Source organism: Rhodopseudomonas palustris BisB18 (genome assembly GCF_000013745.1).
In the GTDB taxonomy this organism is placed as follows: Bacteria; Pseudomonadota; Alphaproteobacteria; order Rhizobiales; family Xanthobacteraceae; genus Rhodopseudomonas_A; species Rhodopseudomonas_A palustris_F.
Window position 1 is genome coordinate 3,640,830 of record NC_007925.1, and the last position, 18,823, is coordinate 3,659,652.

14 protein-coding genes are annotated in these 18,823 nt (G+C 63.9%); 4 read left to right on the plus strand and 10 right to left on the minus strand.

Annotated elements, in window-relative coordinates; all coding sequences use genetic code 11:
• Positions 1–212 precede the first annotated feature (212 nt).
• The gene (locus RPC_RS25120; protein ID WP_208855619.1) at positions 213–998 is read left to right on the plus strand and encodes a DUF3800 domain-containing protein; all 786 of its coding nucleotides are present in this window, start codon (positions 213–215) and stop codon (positions 996–998) included.
• Positions 999–1,084: 86 nt separating this feature from the next.
• A complete protein-coding gene (locus tag RPC_RS16510; RefSeq protein ID WP_011473720.1) occupies positions 1,085–1,975 on the plus strand; it encodes a 50S ribosomal protein L11 methyltransferase in 891 nt (296 codons plus the stop codon).
• A 17-nt stretch (positions 1,976–1,992) separates the two neighbouring features.
• On the opposite strand, the gene RPC_RS26280 is transcribed toward RPC_RS16510, so the two are convergent.
• The gene (locus RPC_RS26280) at positions 1,993–2,196 is read right to left on the minus strand and encodes a hypothetical protein (RefSeq protein ID WP_157043232.1); all 204 of its coding nucleotides are present in this window, start codon (positions 2,194–2,196) and stop codon (positions 1,993–1,995) included.
• Positions 2,197–2,353: 157 nt separating this feature from the next.
• Between RPC_RS26280 and RPC_RS16515 the strand changes: the two genes are divergently transcribed.
• On the plus strand, positions 2,354–4,180 hold the full coding sequence (locus tag RPC_RS16515) for an aminopeptidase P family protein (protein WP_011473721.1): 1,827 nt from the start codon (positions 2,354–2,356) through the stop codon (positions 4,178–4,180).
• Positions 4,181–4,295: 115 nt separating this feature from the next.
• Positions 4,296–5,588, plus strand: coding sequence for a multidrug effflux MFS transporter (locus RPC_RS16520; protein ID WP_011473722.1), 1,293 nt, complete (start codon positions 4,296–4,298; stop codon positions 5,586–5,588).
• Positions 5,589–5,976: 388 nt separating this feature from the next.
• Here RPC_RS16520 and RPC_RS25575 read toward each other — a convergent pair whose 3' ends face one another.
• The 9 genes from RPC_RS25575 to RPC_RS16565 form a co-directional block, all read right to left on the minus strand.
• Positions 5,977–6,921: a 3'-5' exonuclease gene (locus RPC_RS25575; RefSeq protein ID WP_011473723.1), complete on the minus strand. Its 945-nt coding sequence runs from the start codon at positions 6,919–6,921 to the stop codon at positions 5,977–5,979.
• A gap of 27 nt (positions 6,922–6,948) precedes the next feature.
• Positions 6,949–9,336 (minus strand): NAD-dependent DNA ligase LigA, encoded by a 2,388-nt coding sequence (ligA, locus tag RPC_RS16530; protein ID WP_011473724.1) that lies wholly within the window; start codon positions 9,334–9,336, stop codon positions 6,949–6,951.
• A gap of 117 nt (positions 9,337–9,453) precedes the next feature.
• Positions 9,454–11,139, minus strand: a complete 1,686-nt coding sequence (gene recN / locus RPC_RS16535) for a DNA repair protein RecN (RefSeq protein WP_011473725.1) — start codon at positions 11,137–11,139, stop codon at positions 9,454–9,456.
• 12 nt (positions 11,140–11,151) lie between these two features.
• A complete protein-coding gene (locus RPC_RS16540; protein ID WP_041801955.1) occupies positions 11,152–12,060 on the minus strand; it encodes an outer membrane protein assembly factor BamD in 909 nt (302 codons plus the stop codon).
• A 310-nt stretch (positions 12,061–12,370) separates the two neighbouring features.
• A complete protein-coding gene (gene lpxC / locus RPC_RS16545) occupies positions 12,371–13,330 on the minus strand; it encodes a UDP-3-O-acyl-N-acetylglucosamine deacetylase (protein ID WP_011473727.1) in 960 nt (319 codons plus the stop codon).
• 345 nt (positions 13,331–13,675) lie between these two features.
• Positions 13,676–15,454 carry a cell division protein FtsZ gene (gene ftsZ / locus RPC_RS16550; protein ID WP_011473728.1) on the minus strand — a complete coding sequence of 593 codons (1,779 nt, stop codon included), beginning with the start codon at positions 15,452–15,454 and terminating at the stop codon, positions 13,676–13,678.
• 93 nt (positions 15,455–15,547) lie between these two features.
• Positions 15,548–16,870, minus strand: a complete 1,323-nt coding sequence (gene ftsA, locus RPC_RS16555) for a cell division protein FtsA (RefSeq protein ID WP_011473729.1) — start codon at positions 16,868–16,870, stop codon at positions 15,548–15,550.
• Positions 16,867–17,859, minus strand: coding sequence for a cell division protein FtsQ/DivIB (locus tag RPC_RS16560; protein WP_041801957.1), 993 nt, complete (start codon positions 17,857–17,859; stop codon positions 16,867–16,869). The genes ftsA and RPC_RS16560 overlap by 4 nt, the downstream gene beginning before the upstream one ends.
• Positions 17,826–18,752 (minus strand): D-alanine--D-alanine ligase, encoded by a 927-nt coding sequence (locus RPC_RS16565; protein WP_011473731.1) that lies wholly within the window; start codon positions 18,750–18,752, stop codon positions 17,826–17,828. The genes RPC_RS16560 and RPC_RS16565 overlap by 34 nt, the downstream gene beginning before the upstream one ends.
• Positions 18,753–18,823 lie beyond the last annotated feature (71 nt).

Genomic DNA, 18,823 nt, shown 5'->3' on the forward strand with positions numbered 1-18,823 from the left:
CAAAAGGAACTCAGAAGCTGCAGGCGAATGTTGGAAAAGCCCTGCAGAACCGCTGCATGAGCTGTGCACAACTCCTGTATAAGCCGGTGCACAACGTCTTGACGACCTGGGGAAATTCTATTGGCCAGCTTGTCGGAACCAGCTGCTTTGGCGGGTTGTTAATAGAAAGGACAGTGATATATCCTGTCCGAGTGGTCGGGAGGTCCGCCGTCGTGGACCGTTGGAATCTTTATTCCACCCGGCCGCCTTTTTTTGCCATGCACCTCCTCTATTTGGACGATTCCGGCTCTGTAACCACCGCATCGGACCGGCACATTGTTCTAGCCGGGCTGTGCGTATTCGAGCGACAGCCGCATTGGTTCGCCAGCAATTTAGACGACATAGCCACGAAGCTCTGGCCGGAAAGCCCGCAAAGCCTTGAGTTCCGCGGGGCGGATATCCTCGGCGGCAAGAAGCATTGGCGCGGCATCGGAAAGGAGGACCGGATTAAAGCGTATCGAGACGCGCTTGGCATTCTCGGAAAATCGAACCAAGTCACATTATTTGGGGCTGCGATACACAAAGCAGCCATCTCGCCTGCTGACCCGATGGAATATGCTTTTGAGCAGGTGTGCAACCGCTTTGACCGATTTCTCGGAAGACTCCACAAGGCAGATAACACTCAGCGCGGTCTGATTATCTTAGACAAGACGACATATGAAACATCTTTACAGGGTCTAGCTAGAAATTTCAGGACAGTTGGGCATCGGTGGGGTCAACTATACAATCTGGCTGACGTGCCAATGTTTGTTGATTCAAAAGCGACACGGCTAGTCCAATACGCAGACTTGGTAGCCCATGCTATTCGTAAATATTACGAGAATGGCGATGCGTCGTTATTCGACATAATCGCTCCAAAATTCGACGCGGTTGGTGGGGTGTTGCACGGGTTGGTGCACTTCACCCCTGTCGGCGCTCAGTGCAATTGCCGACATTGCAGGCAACGCAAGGCCCACTAAGAAAGCTCAAGAGACAAGTTCACTCGATAACCCGCTGATCGACTTGAACAGCCGCCCCTCCCCCTCCCCGACCGAGATAATCCAACATGCCACTGACCCCGACCACCTTTCGCGCCAGCGCCGCGATCGGCGACGAACTAACCGCCCGCCGCGTCGTCGATCTGTTGACCGAGTGCTTCGATGACGGTGCGGCCGCCGTCGCCGCGTTCGAGCGCAGCGACGGCGCCTGGGACCTCGCGCTGAACTTCGCCGAGCCGCCCGAGCAGGCGTCGGTGCGCAGCCTGGTGGCGCTGGCCGCCGGCGATGATGTCGCCGCGGCGCTGGCCTTCGATACGATCGAAGCCAAGGATTGGGTCCGCGCCAGCCTGGAGGGGCTCGATCCCGTGCCCGCCGGCCGCTTCGTGGTGCACGGCCAGCACGACCGCGACAGCATCGCGCCGAACAAGCTCGGCATCGAGATCGAGGCGGCGTTGGCGTTCGGCACCGGCCATCACGGCACCACCCGCGGCTGCCTGTTGCTGCTCGACGCGGTGTTGAAGCGGCGCAGCCCGCGCAACGTGCTCGACCTCGGCACCGGCACCGGTGTGCTGGCGATCGCCGCCGCCAAGGCGCTGCAACAGCGCGTCACCGCCAGCGACATCGATCCGGTCTCGGTGCGGGTAGCGCGCGACAATGCGCGGCTAAACGGCGTCGGCCATCTGTTAGACGGCATCTGCGCCGCGGGCTTTGCCGATGCGCAGTTTCGCCAAGCGGCGCCGTTCGATCTGGTGCTGGCCAACATCCTGGCCAATCCGCTGCGGCAATTGGCGACGCCGATGGCGGCGCATCTGGCGCCGTCCGCCGATATTATTCTCTCAGGCCTGCTGCCGCATCAGACCCGCAGCGTGATCGCGGCCTACCGCGCGCGCGGCCTGATGCTCGTCAAAGCGATCATCGTCGAAGGCTGGAGCAGCGTGCTGCTGCGCCGCGGCGCCTGATGCTGTGAGCGGGAGTGTTACTTCGGCGGCGATTGTTCGCCGGTGGACTCGTCGTCTTCGGGATGGGGACGGCGGGTGTCGACGAAGCGACCCAGAATCTGGACGATCAAGCCGCGGTGTTTCTTTTCAGTGACCGGCGGTGGACCACCGCGGGCCGGCGGAGATATCTTCTCGAACGTGAATGCAGGCATGTGTATCCCCTCATCGTTGAGTTGAAACACCCCTGGGATTTCCCCAGTTGCTCAGCGAAACCGTGCCTTGCAGCAATTCGATTTCGCTTTTGCGTCTAAAGCACTATATTTCATGCACATTGCGTGCCACTACGTGGGTATTTTACGTCACGATCGCGGCAGCGAGGCTCGATGAGGATGGTGAGGAATGTTCGAAGCGCTTTTTCAGACCTTCGAAGAGCCTGACAGCGGCGTCGCGCTGACCGCGCGGCTCGCCGCCTTTCGCGAGGAATTGCTGCGGCGCAAGCTCAGCGGATTCGTGATTCCCCGCGCCGATCAGCAACAAAATGAATATGTCGCGCCGTCCGAAGAGCGGCTGGCGTGGATCTGCGGCTTCACCGGATCGGCCGGTCTGGCGATCGTGCTGGTCGCCGAAGCCGCAGTGTTTGTCGATGGCCGCTATACGCTGCAGGCAGCCCAACAGGTCGACGGCCGGGCCTGGAGTGTCCAACCCCTGGTTGAACCTCCGCCGGAAAACTGGCTTGGCGCGCATCTCAAACCGGGTGACCGCCTCGGATTTGATCCGTGGCTGCACACTTCCGCGGCAGCCGAGCGGCTTGCCCAGGCCTGCGCCAAGGCCGGCGCCGAGCTTGTCGCGGTCGACAGCAACCCGCTCGACGCGGTGTGGGTGGAGCGTCCGGCGCCGCCGCTCGGGCCGGTGGCGGTGCACGGTCTGCAATTTGCCGGCGAAAGCGAAGCCGACAAGCTGGCGCGGATCCGCGCTGAGCTCGGGCCGCTTGGCGCCGACGCCCTGGTGCTGTCGGATTCCCACGCGGTGGCCTGGACCTTCAACATCCGCGGCGCCGACGTCTCGCACACGCCATTGCCGCTGTCCTATGCGCTGCTGCCGCGCGACGGACGGCCGACCATCTTCATCGACGCCCGCAAGCTGTCGAACAGCGCACGCGATCATCTCGAGCACAGCGCCGAGGTGAAAGAGCCCGACGCCTTGACGCCCGCGCTGCAGACGCTGGCGCAAACCGGCGCGGCGATCGCGCTCGATAGCGCCACCGCCGCCGACGCGCTGACCCGGCTGATCACCGCGGCCGGCGGCAAGCCGCTGCGCGGCGCCGACCCGGTGACGCTGCTGAAGGCGGTGAAGAACCCAACCGAGATCGCAGGTACCAAGACCGCGCATCGCCGCGACGCGGTGGCGCTGGCACGGTTTCTCGCCTTCATCGACCGCGAGGCGCCCTCCGGCAAGCTGACCGAGATCGACGCCGTGGAGGCGCTGGAGAGCTTCCGCCGCGACACCGGCGCCTTGAAGGACGTCTCCTTCCCCACCATTTCCGGCACCGGCCCGAACGGCGCCATCGTGCATTACCGCGTCACCCGCAAGTCCAACCGCCGGATCGCGCCGGGCGACCTCTTGCTGATCGATTCCGGCGCGCAATATCAGGACGGCACCACCGACGTCACCCGCACCATCGCGATCGGCGAGCCGAGCGCGGAAATGCGCGACCGCTTCACCCGGGTACTGCGCGGCCACATCGCGCTGGCGCGCGCGGTCTTTCCCGACGGCAGCACCGGCGCGCAGCTCGATACGTTGGCGCGGCAATTTCTCTGGCAGGCCGGGATCGATTTCGAGCACGGCACCGGCCACGGCGTCGGCAGCTATCTGTCGGTGCATGAAGGCCCGGCGCGGATCTCTAAGCTCGGCACCACGCCGCTGAAGCGCGGCATGATCCTGTCCAACGAGCCGGGCTACTACAAGGCCGGCTCGTTCGGCATCCGGATCGAGAACCTGGAACTGGTAGTCGAGGCCGCGATCGTCGGCGCCGAAAAGCCGATGAACGGGTTCGAGACGCTGACGCTGGCGCCGATCGATCGAAGGCTGATCGATGTTTGTTCGCTCAGCGACGCCGAGATCGGCTGGCTCGACGACTATCACGCGCGGGTTCGGCATGACGTGCGGCCGCAACTCGACGAAGCCACCAAGGTCTGGCTCGACGCCGCGACGCAGCCGCTGGCCTAATCGGCCACGGTCCCGAAAATCGCCTAGCCGTATTCCGAAAAGCCGCTGCTCGCTCGGCGGCGACGTCGGTACAGTCCAACCATCGCAACATCGGTTAGGACTGGCACGCCACCCCATGCACGGACTGACGGGCAACACGCCGCCGACCGGATCTCCCGCCCCCGACAACAAACTGATCTCCCGCTCGATGCTGCTGGTGCTGGTGGCGATGACCGGCGCCGCGCCGGTCGCGATGTATATTCTGGTGCCGGCGCTGCCGATGCTGGCGCGCGACTTCAGCCGCGACATCTCGATCGCGCAGATGACGGTGTCGCTGTTCATGGTCGGCATCGCGTTTTCGCAGGTGGTGCTCGGGCCGTTGTCGGACAAGCTCGGCCGCCGGCCGGTGATGCTCGGCGGGATGGCGCTGATGATGCTGGCGAGCGTCGGCTGCATCTTCGCCGAAACCTTGCCGCAACTGATCGCCGCGCGATTCCTGCAGGCGCTCGGCGGCGCCTGCGGCATGGTAATCGGCCGTGCCATCATCCGCGACCTCTATCCGCGCGAGCGCGTCGGCAGCATGATCAGCCTGGTGGTCGCGGTGATGATGATCGCGCAGATGCTGAGCCCGCTGCTCGGCGGCGTGCTGGAAATCAGCCTCGGCTGGCGCGCGATCTTCTACGTCCTCGCGCTGGTTTCGGTGCTGGTCACCATTCTGGTTGCGGTGGCGCTACCGGAAACGCGGCGCGCCGCCGATCGGCTGCCCGGCGCGAGCTTTTTGTCGGACGCCCGCAGCCTGACCACCAGCCGCGCCTTCGTCGGCTATGTGCTGTGCCAGGTGCTGGCGTCCTCGATCATCTTCACCTTCGCCGGCGGCGGGCCCTATGTGGTGGTGATGCAGATGCACCGCTCTCCCGCCGAATACGGCGCCTGGTTCGCCACCTCCGGCCTCGCTTATCTAATCGGCAATCTCGGCTGCGTGCGGTTTTCGCCGCGGCACTCCCTGGAACGATTGATCTGGTTCGGCCTCGCGCTGCAATTGCTCGGCGCCGCGCTGAACCTGATCTGGGGTCTGCTCGGCTACAATCAGCAGCCGAGCTGGCTGTTCGGCACCCACATGCTGATCACCTTCGCCACCGCCTTCGTGCTGTCGAATTCCGCCGCCGGCGCCATCAGCGTCAAGCCGGAGGCCGCCGGCACCGCCTCGGGACTGATGGGATTTCTGCAGATGGGGTTCGGCGCGCTGTGCTCGCAATTCGGCGCCTGGCTCGGCGGCCACTTCGCCACGCCCGTTCCGCTCAACATCGCGCTGGTGGTGCTGTCCTTGGCCTGCGCGGCCTCGATGATCTTCCTGGTGCCGCGCGGCGGCGCGCTCGCCACCGAGGATCTGATCGAGAAGGCCGAGGAAGAAGAGACCGGGTTGTTGTAGTTGCTGTGAGATTGCCGTGCCCCGGCTCGCGGCGCAACGCGAAGCGATGCGCCGCGAGCCGGGACCGTCCCAAGCGCAGCATCCGTAACGGTCCCGGCTCGCCGTGCAGCGTCAAGAACGCTGCACGGCGTCCGGGACACGCGCGGTGGCAAGCCGACCCTTTGATAACCTTCAGCGATTAGTCCGCGGTGCAACCGCACGCAATGCCCGCCACACCACCAACGCCGTCATCCTGAGGAGCCCGGCGGAGCGCAGCGAAGCCGGGCGTCTCGAAGGATGCGGCTGCGAGTCCCTGCGGCCCATCCTTCGAGGCCCTCGCTGCGCTCGGGCACCTCAGGATGACGGCGCGGGTGGAGCGGCGGCTTATAGGCTTGGCTTGGCTACCGATTCATCGCTGCGGTGGCGGTAACCAATCCGCATACAGCGGAGGAACTCCTCCGAGACCCTTGATGATGAGCTGAAGCTTCTTAACATCATCAACATTGTCCGAAATCAAGCTATCCACCTCTCCATAGAGCAAGGCATGGACGTGCCTACAACGATGCCGCGTCTTCCATCCAGTGCATTCGCACTTCAGGTCGAACACACCGTCCTTCTTGATCTCCGAAACATTGTACTGATTTCCGCTGCTGCCTTTGACAACGAAATGAAGACTTTTTTCAGGAATGGTTGTCTTCGCTTCATTCACGAATGCTGAGAGACGCTTCGCATAACGAAACGAGGGCACCCCCTCATTCTTGTCGCATAAGGGAAGGTCTTCACAAAGGACGACTCCGACCTCATCGACGAAGCCGAGCCGCAGCCCAAGACGCGGTGCGATATCGAGGACCTCAGAGAGGCCAAGATGGGCAGCAGCCGCCAGGATGATATGAGCGCAGGCAAACGCATCCTCATCCGCCTGATGGTGCCGAAAGGAAATCCCCAGCTTCTCGCCGAGAGCTGAGAGCTTTAACGACTTCTCGTCAGACCAGACACGACTGGCAACTCGCTGACTGCAAAGAAATGAAAAACGAGGGATCGCAATTCCGTAAAGTGCGAGGGTCGCGCAAAGCACGTCGACATCGAACTGAGCGTTGTGGGCCAATAAAAGACCACTTTGGATGTCGGATAAGAACTCGGAAATCACTTCTGGAAACTCTTGTGCATCTTTGACCTCTGACGGCGAGAGGCCATGCACCTTCGCCTCAAAGACACCAAAACGCATCTCTTTCGGCTTTATCAGACGATACTCACGACGGACAATCTGACCTCGTTCGATCCAAGCAAGTCCCAATGCACATGGGCTCGACCGCTTTTCATTTGCAGTCTCAAAATCAATTGCGAGTATCGACATGGGCTACTCGACTGGACAATGAATGAACTATTCATTTCCTGAGATCTCAGCCCACTCCTCTTCAGTCAATACCTTAACGCCAAATTTCTGCGCATCCCTCAGCTTCGAGCCCGCGCTGGGTCCAGCCACCACCAAATCCGTCTTTGAAGACACCGAACTAGCGACTTTAGCCCCGAGACGTTCGGCAATCGCTTTCGCCTCGTCTCTCGTTGTTCGCTCAAGCGCGCCGGTGAATACTACTATTTTACCGGAGATAGGCGATTTCGCGGAGGCGGCGGCAGGCCTTTCAACCTGCACTTGATCCATGAGCGCTGTGACCACTTGCCTGTTGTTGGTCTCCTCGAAGAAATCGATCAAGGATTGCGTCGCAACCTCCCCTATCTCACTGTCGTTCGCAAGTTGCTGAAAGGCTGGACCTGGAGCCTCCGAACGAGCTGCCTGCAAAGCACCGGCGATCTTCTCTTCATTGCCATAGTGAGAAAGCAGGCTCGCTCGCTGACGCGCGTCCGGCTGAAACCCTTGACGTTCTTCGTTTGTGTCAGCCCCACCCTGAATTTCCAGCAGCCGCTCCAACGTGATTTCACCGATGTATCTGACGTTCTTGAGATCGAGCCATGCAGGACCCGGACGCGCCAGTGCGGCAGCGTCAACGCCATCGAGGAATGCCTTCACATCCGCAAAATGTCTGACCAAAGCCTTCGACGTCACCTCTCCCACATGCCGAATTCCCAAGCCAAATATGAAGCGATTGAATGCGACGGTTCGTCTGGCATCGATCGCGGCCAATAGATTCTCGACATCAGTGTATTGGCGTTTCTCTTCGGAGAGCGAACTCTTCCGCTTCTTTCCGGTTTTCTCTTCCCTCTGCGTTGCCAGAGATTCACGCTTTCTGAACAATGCCGCTTTGAGTTCATCGACTTTTGAATGAAGTGCAAAAATGTCCGCGGGATTTCGCACCAATCCCTCTTCATATAACAGTTCAACATAAGTTTCGCCGAACCCCGCGATGTCGAAGGCTCCCCGTGAAACGAAATGGCGCAGGCGTTCGATCGCTTGGGCAGGGCAAATAAGCCCACCGGTACAGCGCCGGACAGCTTCGCCCTCGTCTTCATCTCTCACTGCATGGCTACCGCAGGCGGGACAGAACTTCGGAAATTCGTATGGCTCGGCATCCTCCGGCCGCTTGTCGCGCACCACGCTGACGATCTGCGGAATCACGTCGCCGGCGCGCTGCACCACCACGGTGTCGCCGATGTGGATGTCGAGGCTCTTGATGTAGTCCTCGTTGTGCAGCGTGGCGTTCTGCACCACCACGCCGCCGACGGTGACGGGGGCGAGCCGCGCCACCGGGGTTAGCGCGCCGGTGCGGCCGACCTGAATCTCGATGCCGTTGAGAATCGTGGTGGCCTGTTCGGCGGCGAATTTATGCGCGATCGCCCAGCGCGGCGCGCGGCCGGCGAAGCCGAGCCGCTCCTGCCAATCGAGCCGGTCGACCTTGTAGACCACGCCGTCGATGTCGTAGGGCAGCGTCGCGCGCTCTTCGCCGATCTTGCGATAGAACGCCAGCGCGTCGTCGACGCTCTTGCACAGCGTGATCAGCGGATTGACGGTGAAGCCGGCGCGCTTCAGCCAGCCCAGCATGCCGTACTGGGTCGCTTCCGGAAGATCGGAGAATTCGCCCCACGCATAAGCGAAGAATTTCAACGGCCGCGACGCGGTGATCGCGACGTCCTTCTGCCGCAACGAGCCCGCGGCGGAATTGCGCGGATTGGCGAACGGGGGCTCACCGGCCGTTTCCTGGCGCTGGTTCAGCGCGAGAAAATCGCTCTTCAGCATATAGACCTCGCCGCGCAATTCGCAGGCGGCGGGCGGCTCGGCAACCGCGAGCGCGTGGGGAATATCCTTGATGGTGCGGACGTTGGCGGTGACATCCTCGCCGGTGAAGCCGTCGCCGCGGGTGGCGGCGCGCACTAGCTTGCCGTGCTCATAGCGCAGCGACAGCGACAGCCCGTCGATCTTCGGCTCGGCGACGATCGCCGGGATTTGTTCCGCGTCGAGTTTGAGAAAGCGCCGCACCCGGGTGAGAAACTCGGCGACCTCGTCGTCGCTGAATGCATTACCGAGCGACAGCATCGGCACCGCGTGCTGCACCTTGGCAAAGCCGCGCGCCGGCGCGGCACCGACCTTCTGGGTCGGTGAGTCAGAGCTGACCAGCTCGGGGAACTTAGCCTCGATGGCTTCGACCCGGTGGCGCAGCGCATCGTACTCGGCGTCGGAGATCTTCGGCGCGTCGTCCTGGTAGTAGGCGTTGTTGTGCCGCTCGATCTCGAGCGACAGCCGCTTCAGCTCGACCTTTGCTTTGGCCTTGCTGAGGGTGTCGAGGTCGGTGGGCGCGGTCTTGGGTTTTGCTGTCATGTCATGAATTATACGCGAGTCATTCCGGGGCGCGAGGCCGCAGGCCGAGCGAACCCGGAATCTCGCTGCAAGCAAAGCCGAGCAAGCACACCGGGCACCGCGTCCGGAACACGTGCCCTACCCCGCCGCCTTGATCAATTGGTCCGCCGCCGCCCGCGCCTCGGCGGTGATTTCGGCGCCGGCCAGCATGCGGGCGATTTCCTCGCGCCTGCGGTCGGCCTGCAGCGCATCGACCCTTGTGGCAACGCGCTTGCCCTTGTCGAGCGCGTCCTTGGAGATCAAGAGATGCTGATCGGCGCGCGCGGCGACCTGCGGCGCGTGGGTCACCGCCATCACCTGGACCTTCGAGGCGAGCCGCGCCAACCGGGCGCCGATCGCATCCGCCACCGCGCCGCCGACGCCGGTGTCGATTTCGTCGAACACCAAGGTCGGCGCCGAGCCCTTGTCGGACAGCACCACCTTCAACGCCAGCAGGAAGCGCGACAGCTCGCCGCCGGAGGCGACCTTCATCAGCGGCCCGGGCTTGGTGCCGGGGTTGGTCTGCACCCAGAACTCAACGCGGTCGCAACCCTGCGGGCCGGGCGCGCCCGGATCGGTCTCGACCTGGGTCATGAATTTGGCGCGCTCGAGCTTCAACGGCGCCAATTCGCCGGCCACCGCCTTGTTGAGTTTCTCCGCCGACTTGGCGCGCGATGCCGACAACTTGGCGGCGGCGGCGGCGTAGCGGGAATCGGCCTCGGCGGCCTTCTCTTCCAGCGCCTTCAATTGCCCGGCGCCGGCGTCGATCAAGGCGACGTCGGCGGCGTATTTCTTTGCCAGCTCAGCGAGCGCATCGACCGGGGTGGAATATTTGCGCGAGGCGGCGCGCAGCGCGAACAATCGCTCCTCAATCCGCTCCAATTCCAAGGGATCGAAATCCGCCGCGATCAAGGCCGCGGTGAGATGCTGGTCGGCCTCCTCCAGCGCGTTGATCGCGGCGTCGATCGCCTTCACCGCCGGGTCGATCAAGGCCGGCGCATTGCCGGCGCGGCGCTCCAGCCGCCGCACCGCCGCGGCCAAAGAGGCCACCGGCGAATGATGGCCGCTGACCGCCTCCTGCGCCTCGCGCAGATCGCCGGCGATCTTCTCGCCCTGCATCATCGTAGTGCGGCGCTCGGCGAGACTGGTTTCCTCGCCGTCCTTGGGATTGAGCTTCTTCAATTCATCGGCGGCGTGGCGCAGAAAATCCGCCTCGCGGGCGGCGCGTTCCATGCCGGCGCGGTGCGCGTCGAGCGTGGCTCGCGCGGCGCGGCGGGCGTCCCACAGCGTCTCCAGTGCAGCGACGTCCTTCTCCAATCCGGCGAAGGCGTCGAGCAGCCGGCGGTGGGTGGCGGCGTCGACCAGCGCGCGCTCGTCGTGCTGGCCGTGGATTTCCACCAGCGACGCGCCGACCGCCTTCAGGGTCTGCACGCTGACGGTCTGGTCGTTGATGAAAGCGCGGGTGCGGCCGTCGGCGAGTTGGACCCGGCGCAGGATCATTTCCGAGGAATCGTCCGGGCTGGCGTCGTCGAGCCCGTTGGCGGCGAGAATTGCGAACGCCGGATGGCCGCGCGCCACGTCGAACGCCGCGGTGACCTGGCCGTGTTCGGCGCCGTGGCGCACGAGGCCAGCGTCGCCGCGACCGCCCAGCGCCAGCGCGAAAGCATCCAGCAGAATCGATTTGCCGGCGCCGGTTTCGCCGGTCAGCACCGCGAGGCCACGGGCGAATTCAATATCCAACCGTTCGATCAGGACGATGTCACGGATCGACAGGCGGGCCAGCATGCAAGAATGATCCTAACCGAGGCCGAGCTTCTTGAAGGCCTTGCTGATGTAAGAGCCCCGATTCTCGCTCGGCTCAACTCCGCCGGACTTTACTAGATTGTAGGCGTCTTGGTACCACTTGCTGTCAGGAAAGTTGTGGCCAAGCACGGCGGCGGCGGTCTGCGCCTCGCCGACGATGCCGATCGCCATATAGGCCTCGGTCAGCCGCGCCAGCGCCTCCTCGACGTGCCGCGTGGTCTGGTAGCGCGTCACCACGGTCTTGAAGCGGTTGATCGCCGCGGTGTAATCGCGCTTTTCCATGTAATAGCGGCCGACATTCATTTCCTTGCCGGCCAATTGGTCGCGGGCGCCTTCCAGCTTCTTCTTGGCTGAGGTGGCGTATTCCGATGTCGGATATTTGCGGATCACCTCTTCGAGCGCTGCGATCGCCTTCTCGGTGCGGCCCTGGTCGCGGGAGATGTCCGGGATCTGGTCGTAATGCGAGGCGGCGATCAGATATTGCGCGTAAGCCGCGTCCGGGCTGCCCGGGTGCATGGTCACGTAACGCGTCGCGGAGCCGATGCAGCTGTCGTAGTCGCCGGCCTCATAGAACGCGTAGGCCGACATCAGCAGCGATTTGCGCGCCCAGTCGGAATACGGATGCTGACGATCGACTTCCTCGAACTTCTTCGACGCCGCCTTGGGGTCCTTGCCCTTGTTCATCAGGTACAAGCCCTCGTTATAGAGCTTGTCGGCCGGCTCGTCGGTGTAGGTCTCATCCTTGGTCATGAACTTGTCCCACAGCGCGCCGGTGCCGCAGCCGCTGAGCGGCAGCGTCAGCACGATCAGGCTGGCGGCGAACCGCAAACCGCGGGCGGTGCGAGCGCCGCCGCAGAGGACCATCAGTTCCCGTAATCCGGGCGCCACGCGTTGTGCCGACATATGTTACCTGATGCCTGTGATGCCCTGCCCGCTGCGCGATCCATGAACACCGTCATGGATGAACCATCGACATGCTCGAACGTGGCCGCGCGACCGCAGGCGGTTTAGCCTAAAAGGGTCGATTAACCAACCGAGTACGCAGGCATTTCGCCCGGAATAAGGCGACCGGGTGGCGGCCGCCAAGGGTTGTGGTTAACTTTGGAACCGGCGATGGGCGCGCCGATGCGGCCGGGACAAGCCGGCGATGACGAGGTGAGCCAAGTGCCTGATCGGTTGCCTGATCGGTGTCGTTGCAATCCCGGTCGGACGTTCAGGAGACGTCGGGACCGTAGGCCGGGGCCACCATGCCGCCGAGCATGCCGCTGACGACCTCGGCGTGACCGCGCGGACGCCGCGCCGGTTCGGCCTCGATCACCCGCCAGGCGCTGTGATCGGCCAGCAACGCGGTCAATACGGCGTGGTTGAGCTTGTGGCCGCCGCGCACCGAGCGATAGGCGCCGAGCAGTGGCAGACCGGCCAGCGCCAGATCGCCGACCGCGTCGAGCACCTTGTGGCGCGCGCATTCGTCGACGTAACGCAGGCCTTCGGTGTTGAGCATGCGGGTGTCGTCGAACACGATGGAATTGTCGAACGAGGCGCCGAGCGCGTAACCCAGGCTCCACAGCCGTGCCACGTCGCTCATGCTGCCGAAGGTGCGGGCGCGACAAACTTCGCGGCGGAAGTTTTCCGGGCTGAGATTGAGAATGTAATTCTGGCGGCCGATCAGCGGATGGGCGAAGTCGATTTCGACTTCGGCGCGGAAGCCACTCGCGTGAGGCCGCAACTCGCCGAAGGAGTCGCCGATCGCGACCTGCACCGGCTTCAAGACCTGAATGAAACGGCGCGGCGCCGATTGTTCGCGGATGCCAGCCTGATCGATCGCGGCGACGAAGGCGGCGGCGCTGCCGTCCATGATCGGAACTTCGGGGCCGTCGACTTCGATGATGGCATTGTCGATGCCCATGCCGCGCAACGCGGCGAGAACGTGTTCGGCGGTGGAGACCAGCGGGCCGTCGGTGTCGCCCAGCACCGTGGCAAGCTCGGTGGCAATCACCGACTTCGCCGAGGCGCGCACTTCCCGATCACAACCTTCCAGACCGCTGCGGACAAAAATAAAACCCGCGTTAACATCCGCGGGTCCAATGGTGAGATTCACGGGAAGGCCGGAATGGACACCGACGCCCGTCACCGTGGCCTGCGAACGAAGCGTGGTCTGACGACTGAATTTCATAGCTAGTCTGCCCACCAATGACCCAGTTGAAGAAGGAAGCGATCGAAAGTCCCGCGACTCGTCTTCAATGTCCCCAATGTCAGAAAACCATACCCACTGTCACAAACACCACCAACTCACGCTTTTTTACGGATTGTTACCCTAACTCCGCCGTATTAGCGCCGCCGGTTCACCGAATTCCTTGCCGATCGTGGCAGCGGAAATCCGCCGAAAATCACCGCTCATCTGAATTTATCTTTTAAATTCATTGACTTGGTTTTGAAACCGTCAATGTTGCATTGCGAAGAATAATGGCCTCGGCGGGTTCCGCCGAGGCCATGTGCTTGCCCAATTGTTACACGCCGCTCACTTGGATTGGCGCCGCAGAAAGGCGGGGATATCCAGATGGTCGTCGCCCTGTGGCGGATGAGCCACAGGCGCCGGGCGACCGTGAAGGTCGAGGCCTTGCGGCGCCGGCCGCCGCGCATATTCGGAGACCGGCTCGGAGGCCATCTGCTCGGACACGCTGCGCTGCGGCTTGCGTTCCGGCAGCGGCGGCATCGGCGCCATCGCCGGACCAGCAGGACGCGCCGAAACCGGCGGCTCGCTGTCGTCCTCGCGGCGACCGAGACCGACATTGGCGAGACGCTGCAGCAGCGACATCCGGGTCTTATGCGGATGCTCGTCCTCGGCCTCGCTGTGGGCTTGGCGGATTTCGTTTTGCGCCGGCATCGGCAGTTCTTCGAACTTCGGCATCCGCGGCGAGCGAATCGCGGCGCGATCCGGCTGCTGCGGGATGAACGATTCCGGGGTCGGCGGCTCGTCCTGGACGATCTGCCGCGCCGGTTCCGGATCCGGGAACAGCGACGGCTTCTGCGCGATGGCGCGGACCGTGACGTCGCCGTAGGACGCCGGCTGCGAGGCCATGCCCTGGGGCATCTGCTCGGTTCCGACCGCGGCGGCGATCGCTGCGAGCGCGGCGCGCTCGACGGTGTTGGACGGCGCGCGCGGCGCCGCGGCAGTGGTCGGGCGCGGCGCCGCCGGGGCGGCTTCCGGCGCGCGCTGCTGGTCGGCGCGCAGCCGCGCGGTCAGATCGGCCAGCCGGCTGTCGGGAGTGCCGCCATTGGCGGGAGCGGCGGGCGCAGCGCCGGCGGGCGCGGCAAGATTGCGCGCCAGCTGGGCCTGCTCGATGCCGGTGGCGACCACCGAAACCCGGATCACGCCGTCGAGGCTTTCGTCGAAGGTGGCGCCGACGATGATGTTGGCGTCCTGATCGACTTCCTCGCGGATACGGGTGGCGGCTTCGTCGACCTCGAACAGCGTCAGGTCCTTGCCGCCGGTGATCGAGATCAACAGCCCGCGAGCGCCCTTCATCGAGGAATCGTCGATCAACGGATTGGCGATCGCGGCTTCGGCGGCGGTCAGCGCGCGCTTCTCGCCGGAGGCTTCGCCGGTGCCCATCATCGCCTTGCCCATCTCGCGCATCACCGCGCGGACGTCGGCGAAGTCGAGGTTGATCAGGCCTTCCTTGACCATCAGGTCGGTGATGCAGGCGACGCCGGAATACAGCACCTGGTCGGCCATCGCGAAGGCGTCGGCGAAGGTGGTCTTCTCGTTGGCGACCCGGAACAGGTTCTGGTTCGGGATGATCAACAGCGTGTCGACCACCTTGTGCAATTCGGTGATGCCGGACTCCGCGGTGCGCATCCGCCGCGCGCCTTCGAAGTGGAACGGCTTGGTGACGACGCCGACGGTCAGGATGCCCATCTCGCGCGCCGCCTTGGCGATCACCGGAGCTGCACCCGTGCCGGTGCCGCCGCCCATGCCGGCGGTGACGAACACCATGTTGGCGCCGGACAGATGATCGCGGATCTCGTCGATCACCTCCTGCGCGGCGGCGGCGCCGACGTCGGGCTGCGAACCGGCGCCGAGCCCCTGGGTCACCTGGGTGCCCATCTGCACCAGGCGCTCAGCCTTCGACATCGTCAGCGCCTGCGCGTCGGTGTTGGCGACCACGAAATCGACGCCCTGCAATCCGGCGGTGATCATGTTGTTGACGGCGTTGCCGCCGGCGCCTCCGACACCGAACACGGTGATCCGGGGCCTCAGCTCGCGAATATCAGGGACGTTGAGATTGATGGTCATGGGTGCCTCTCGATTACGCGCGCGTTGAATCGCGATGTCCCCGGCCGACAACCGGGAGAGTGGATGGGGAATAAAGGGGTGAAACGACAGTCATCAGAAGCCCTCGCGCAGCCATCGACCGACCTTCCCGAAGTAACCGTTCGTGCCGGTCTTGTGATGGCGCATGTTGCGCGGCTCGACGTGTTCGAGATGCGCATATTGCGGATAAACCAGAAGCCCGGTCGGCACCGCGAAGGACGCGCTCTTGGCCTCGCTGGGCAGCTTGCCGAAACCGAGCGGACGACCGATCCGGACCGGACGGCCGAGAATTTGCGTGGCGAGTTCGGGCAAGCCGGTGAGTTGCGAAGCGCCGCCGCTCAGCACCACCCGCGCCCGCGGCTCTGCCGCAAACGGGGAATCTGCGAGCCGGTCCCTCACCATTTCAAAAATCTCCTCGGCCCGATGCCGCACGATGTTGGCGATCTGAGCGCGGGAGATAATCTGCGGGGCATCCCGCTCGTTGTCCCCGGCGCTAGGCACCGACATCAACTCGCGAGCATCGGAACCGCCAGTCAGCACGGTGCCATATAACGTCTTGATTCGCTCGGCATCTGCAATGCAAGTGCCCAGTCCGCGGGCCAAATCCATCGTGATGTGTTGCCCGCCGACCGCAAATCCGGAGGCATGGACGAAACGTCCGGCCGAATAGGTGGCGATCGTGGTCGTTCCCGCCCCCATTTCGACCACCGCGGCGCCGATATCGGCCTCGTCGTCGGTCAAAACCGACAGCCCTGCGACATATGGACTCGCCGCCATGGCTTCGACGTTGAGGTGGCAGCGTTCCACCACCAGCATCAGGTTCTTGGCCACCGTGGCGTCGACGGTGACGACGTTCATATCGACGCCGAATTGCCGCGCCACCATGCCGCGCGGATCGCGAATCCCCTTCACGCCGTCGAGCGTGTAGCTGACCGGCAGGGTGTGCAGCACGGTGCGGCCCTGCGGCGTGGCGTGGTGCATCCCGGCGCTGGTCACCCGGGTGACGTCGTCCGAGGTCACCGCGCCGCCGCGGATTTCCGCGGACGCCTCGACTAATTGGCCCTGCAACCGGCCCGCCGACACCGACAGCAGCACGGATTCCACGCGCACCTTGGCCATGCCTTCGGCCAGCGCCACCGCCTGGCGCACCGCGCGTTCGCATTCGGCGAGATCGATCACCGCGCCGGCCTTGACGCCGCGCGACTGGATCTGGCTGTAGCCGACCAGTTCGATGGCGTGGCTGCGGCCGCGCAGCGCTTCGTTGGGCGGGCACGGCGTCAGCCTTGCGATCAGGCAGGCGATCTTGCTGGTGCCGATATCGAGCGACGCCACCAGCGCCGAGCGCTTGTGCGACATCGGGCGCGTCTTCGGCGCCTGGTTGTGATCGAGGCCGGTCATGCGTCGCCAGCCTTCTTCTTGGTCTTCTTGTCCTTGTTGAACAGTTCTTCCCGCGCCTTGGCGGCGTCCTCGGACAGCCGCACCGTCAGCCGGTCCGGCAGCCGCATGTCGACCGCGACGATGTCGCGCGACAGCAATCGGTCTTCGGCATCGAGCTTACTGAGGGTGGCGAGCGCATTGCCGACCTCGTTCTCCGGCAGCCGGATATCGAGGCCGTTCCTGAGCCGCAGGTTCCAGCGCCGCTCGCCGACATAGACCGCGGCCATCACCACCGAATTGACCTGCGGATAGCGCTGCAACAGCGCGATGAAATCCTTGCAATGGGTCTCTGCGCCCTTGCCGACCACGAGCGGCAACGAGGCGAAGCGGCGCGCCACATAGGGCTCCAGCACGGCGCCGTCATCGGCGATCACCGCGAGGCGTCCCTGCAACTGCCAGCGCGCGAACGCCGAGCGCTCGGTGATGTCGATGGTGAGTTGGCCCGGATAGAGCTTCAACACGGTAGCGTCGGCGATCCACGGATTGGCTTTCAACTTGTCGCGGACGGTCGCCGCATCGAGAAACAACAACGAGGAGCGGCCGGTGACGCCACCGATCGCCAGCACCTCGTCATGGGTGAGCTGTTTGCGGCCGGAGATCGCCACATTGGTGATCCGGAAACCGGCGACGTTGGCGACCGCGTTGCGGGCATCGCTCAGCGCGGTCGTGACCTCTTCGAGATGGCCGCCCTTGACGATGCCGAGCGAGACGCTGCCAAGCAGCACCAGCGCGGTGAACAGCACGCCAACCCGCGGCGGCGCGTAGGTTTCCAGGAAGGCGATGAAACGATGCGGGCTCTTGGTGCGCTCCTGGCGGCGGGCGATCCTGGCGCGGCGACCGCGCTCGCGCCGCTCACGCAAAAGCACGACAACCCCGATGGCTGCCGCTCTCAGGTCAGATCGAAGCCTCTGCCGTCTTACCGACCGAGCGAGGCGTCCTCCACCATCCATTGCACGAGCTCGTCAAATGTTATGCCCGCATCCGCTGCGAGCTCTGGCACAAGTGACGTCTCGGTCATGCCGGGTTGGGTGTTGACCTCAAGGCAGATGAGGCCAGCCGTTCCCTCGATGCGGTCGTCGAAGCGGAAATCCGCCCGGCTAACGCCCCGGCAGCCGAGCGCCACATGCGCCGCCAGCGTTAACCTTCGGACCTCCTGGTAAACAAATGGTAAAAGAGATGCAGGCAGGATGTGATTTGACCCGCCCGGAGAATACTTTGCCTCGTAATCGTAGAATTTGTTGGTCTGCACGATCTCGATCACCCCGGTCGGCTCGCCCTTGACCACGGCGCAGGTCAACTCCTTGCCGGCGACGTATTTTTCAACCAGCAGTTGCTCGCCATGGGGCCAGTCGTCGCGGAACAATTCCTGCGGCGGATGCTCATGGGCCTCGGTCACCATAAAGACTCCGACGCTGGAGCCGTCGGCGACCGGCTTGATGACATAGGGCGGCGCCATCACATGGCGTTTGGCGACCTCGGCGCGCGACAGCGTCAGCCCCTCCGCCACCGGCACCCCGGCGGTCGCCATCACGGTCTTGGCCAGATCCTTCTGCATCGCCAACGCGGAAGCCAGCACCCCGGAGTGGCTATAAGGAATTCCCAAGGTCTCCAGCACGCCCTGGATGGTGCCGTCCTCGCCAGGACGGCCGTGCAGCATCACCAAGGCGACGTCCGGCTTCAACTGGTCGAGCACGGTGCCGATGTTGCGCTGCACGTCGACCCGCGTCACTTGATAACCGCAGCGCTCCAGCGCGTCGGCGCAGGCTTTGCCCGAGCGCAACGAAACCTCCCGCTCGGACGACCAGCCGCCGAGCAGAACCGCGACGTGCTTGCGTTTTGTCACTTGATGTCCTCAAACTGCGGCGGCGCGATGAATCGATGCGACCATATCCGGCGTTGAAATTTCGTCGATTT

Coding starts and splice junctions, on each gene's coding strand:
- RPC_RS16510 (WP_011473720.1), top strand. CDS start 1,085: ATGCCACTGACCCCGACCACCTTTCGCGCCAGCGCCGCGATCGGCGAC.
- RPC_RS16515 (WP_011473721.1), top strand. CDS start 2,354: ATGTTCGAAGCGCTTTTTCAGACCTTCGAAGAGCCTGACAGCGGCGTC.
- RPC_RS16520 (WP_011473722.1), top strand. CDS start 4,296: ATGCACGGACTGACGGGCAACACGCCGCCGACCGGATCTCCCGCCCCC.
- RPC_RS25575 (WP_011473723.1), bottom strand. CDS start 6,921: ATGTCGATACTCGCAATTGATTTTGAGACTGCAAATGAAAAGCGGTCG.
- ligA (WP_011473724.1), bottom strand. CDS start 9,336: ATGACAGCAAAACCCAAGACCGCGCCCACCGACCTCGACACCCTCAGC.
- recN (WP_011473725.1), bottom strand. CDS start 11,139: ATGCTGGCCCGCCTGTCGATCCGTGACATCGTCCTGATCGAACGGTTG.
- RPC_RS16540 (WP_041801955.1), bottom strand. CDS start 12,060: ATGTCGGCACAACGCGTGGCGCCCGGATTACGGGAACTGATGGTCCTC.
- lpxC (WP_011473727.1), bottom strand. CDS start 13,330: ATGAAATTCAGTCGTCAGACCACGCTTCGTTCGCAGGCCACGGTGACG.
- ftsZ (WP_011473728.1), bottom strand. CDS start 15,454: ATGACCATCAATCTCAACGTCCCTGATATTCGCGAGCTGAGGCCCCGG.
- ftsA (WP_011473729.1), bottom strand. CDS start 16,870: ATGACCGGCCTCGATCACAACCAGGCGCCGAAGACGCGCCCGATGTCG.
- RPC_RS16560 (WP_041801957.1), bottom strand. CDS start 17,859: ATGGATGGTGGAGGACGCCTCGCTCGGTCGGTAAGACGGCAGAGGCTT.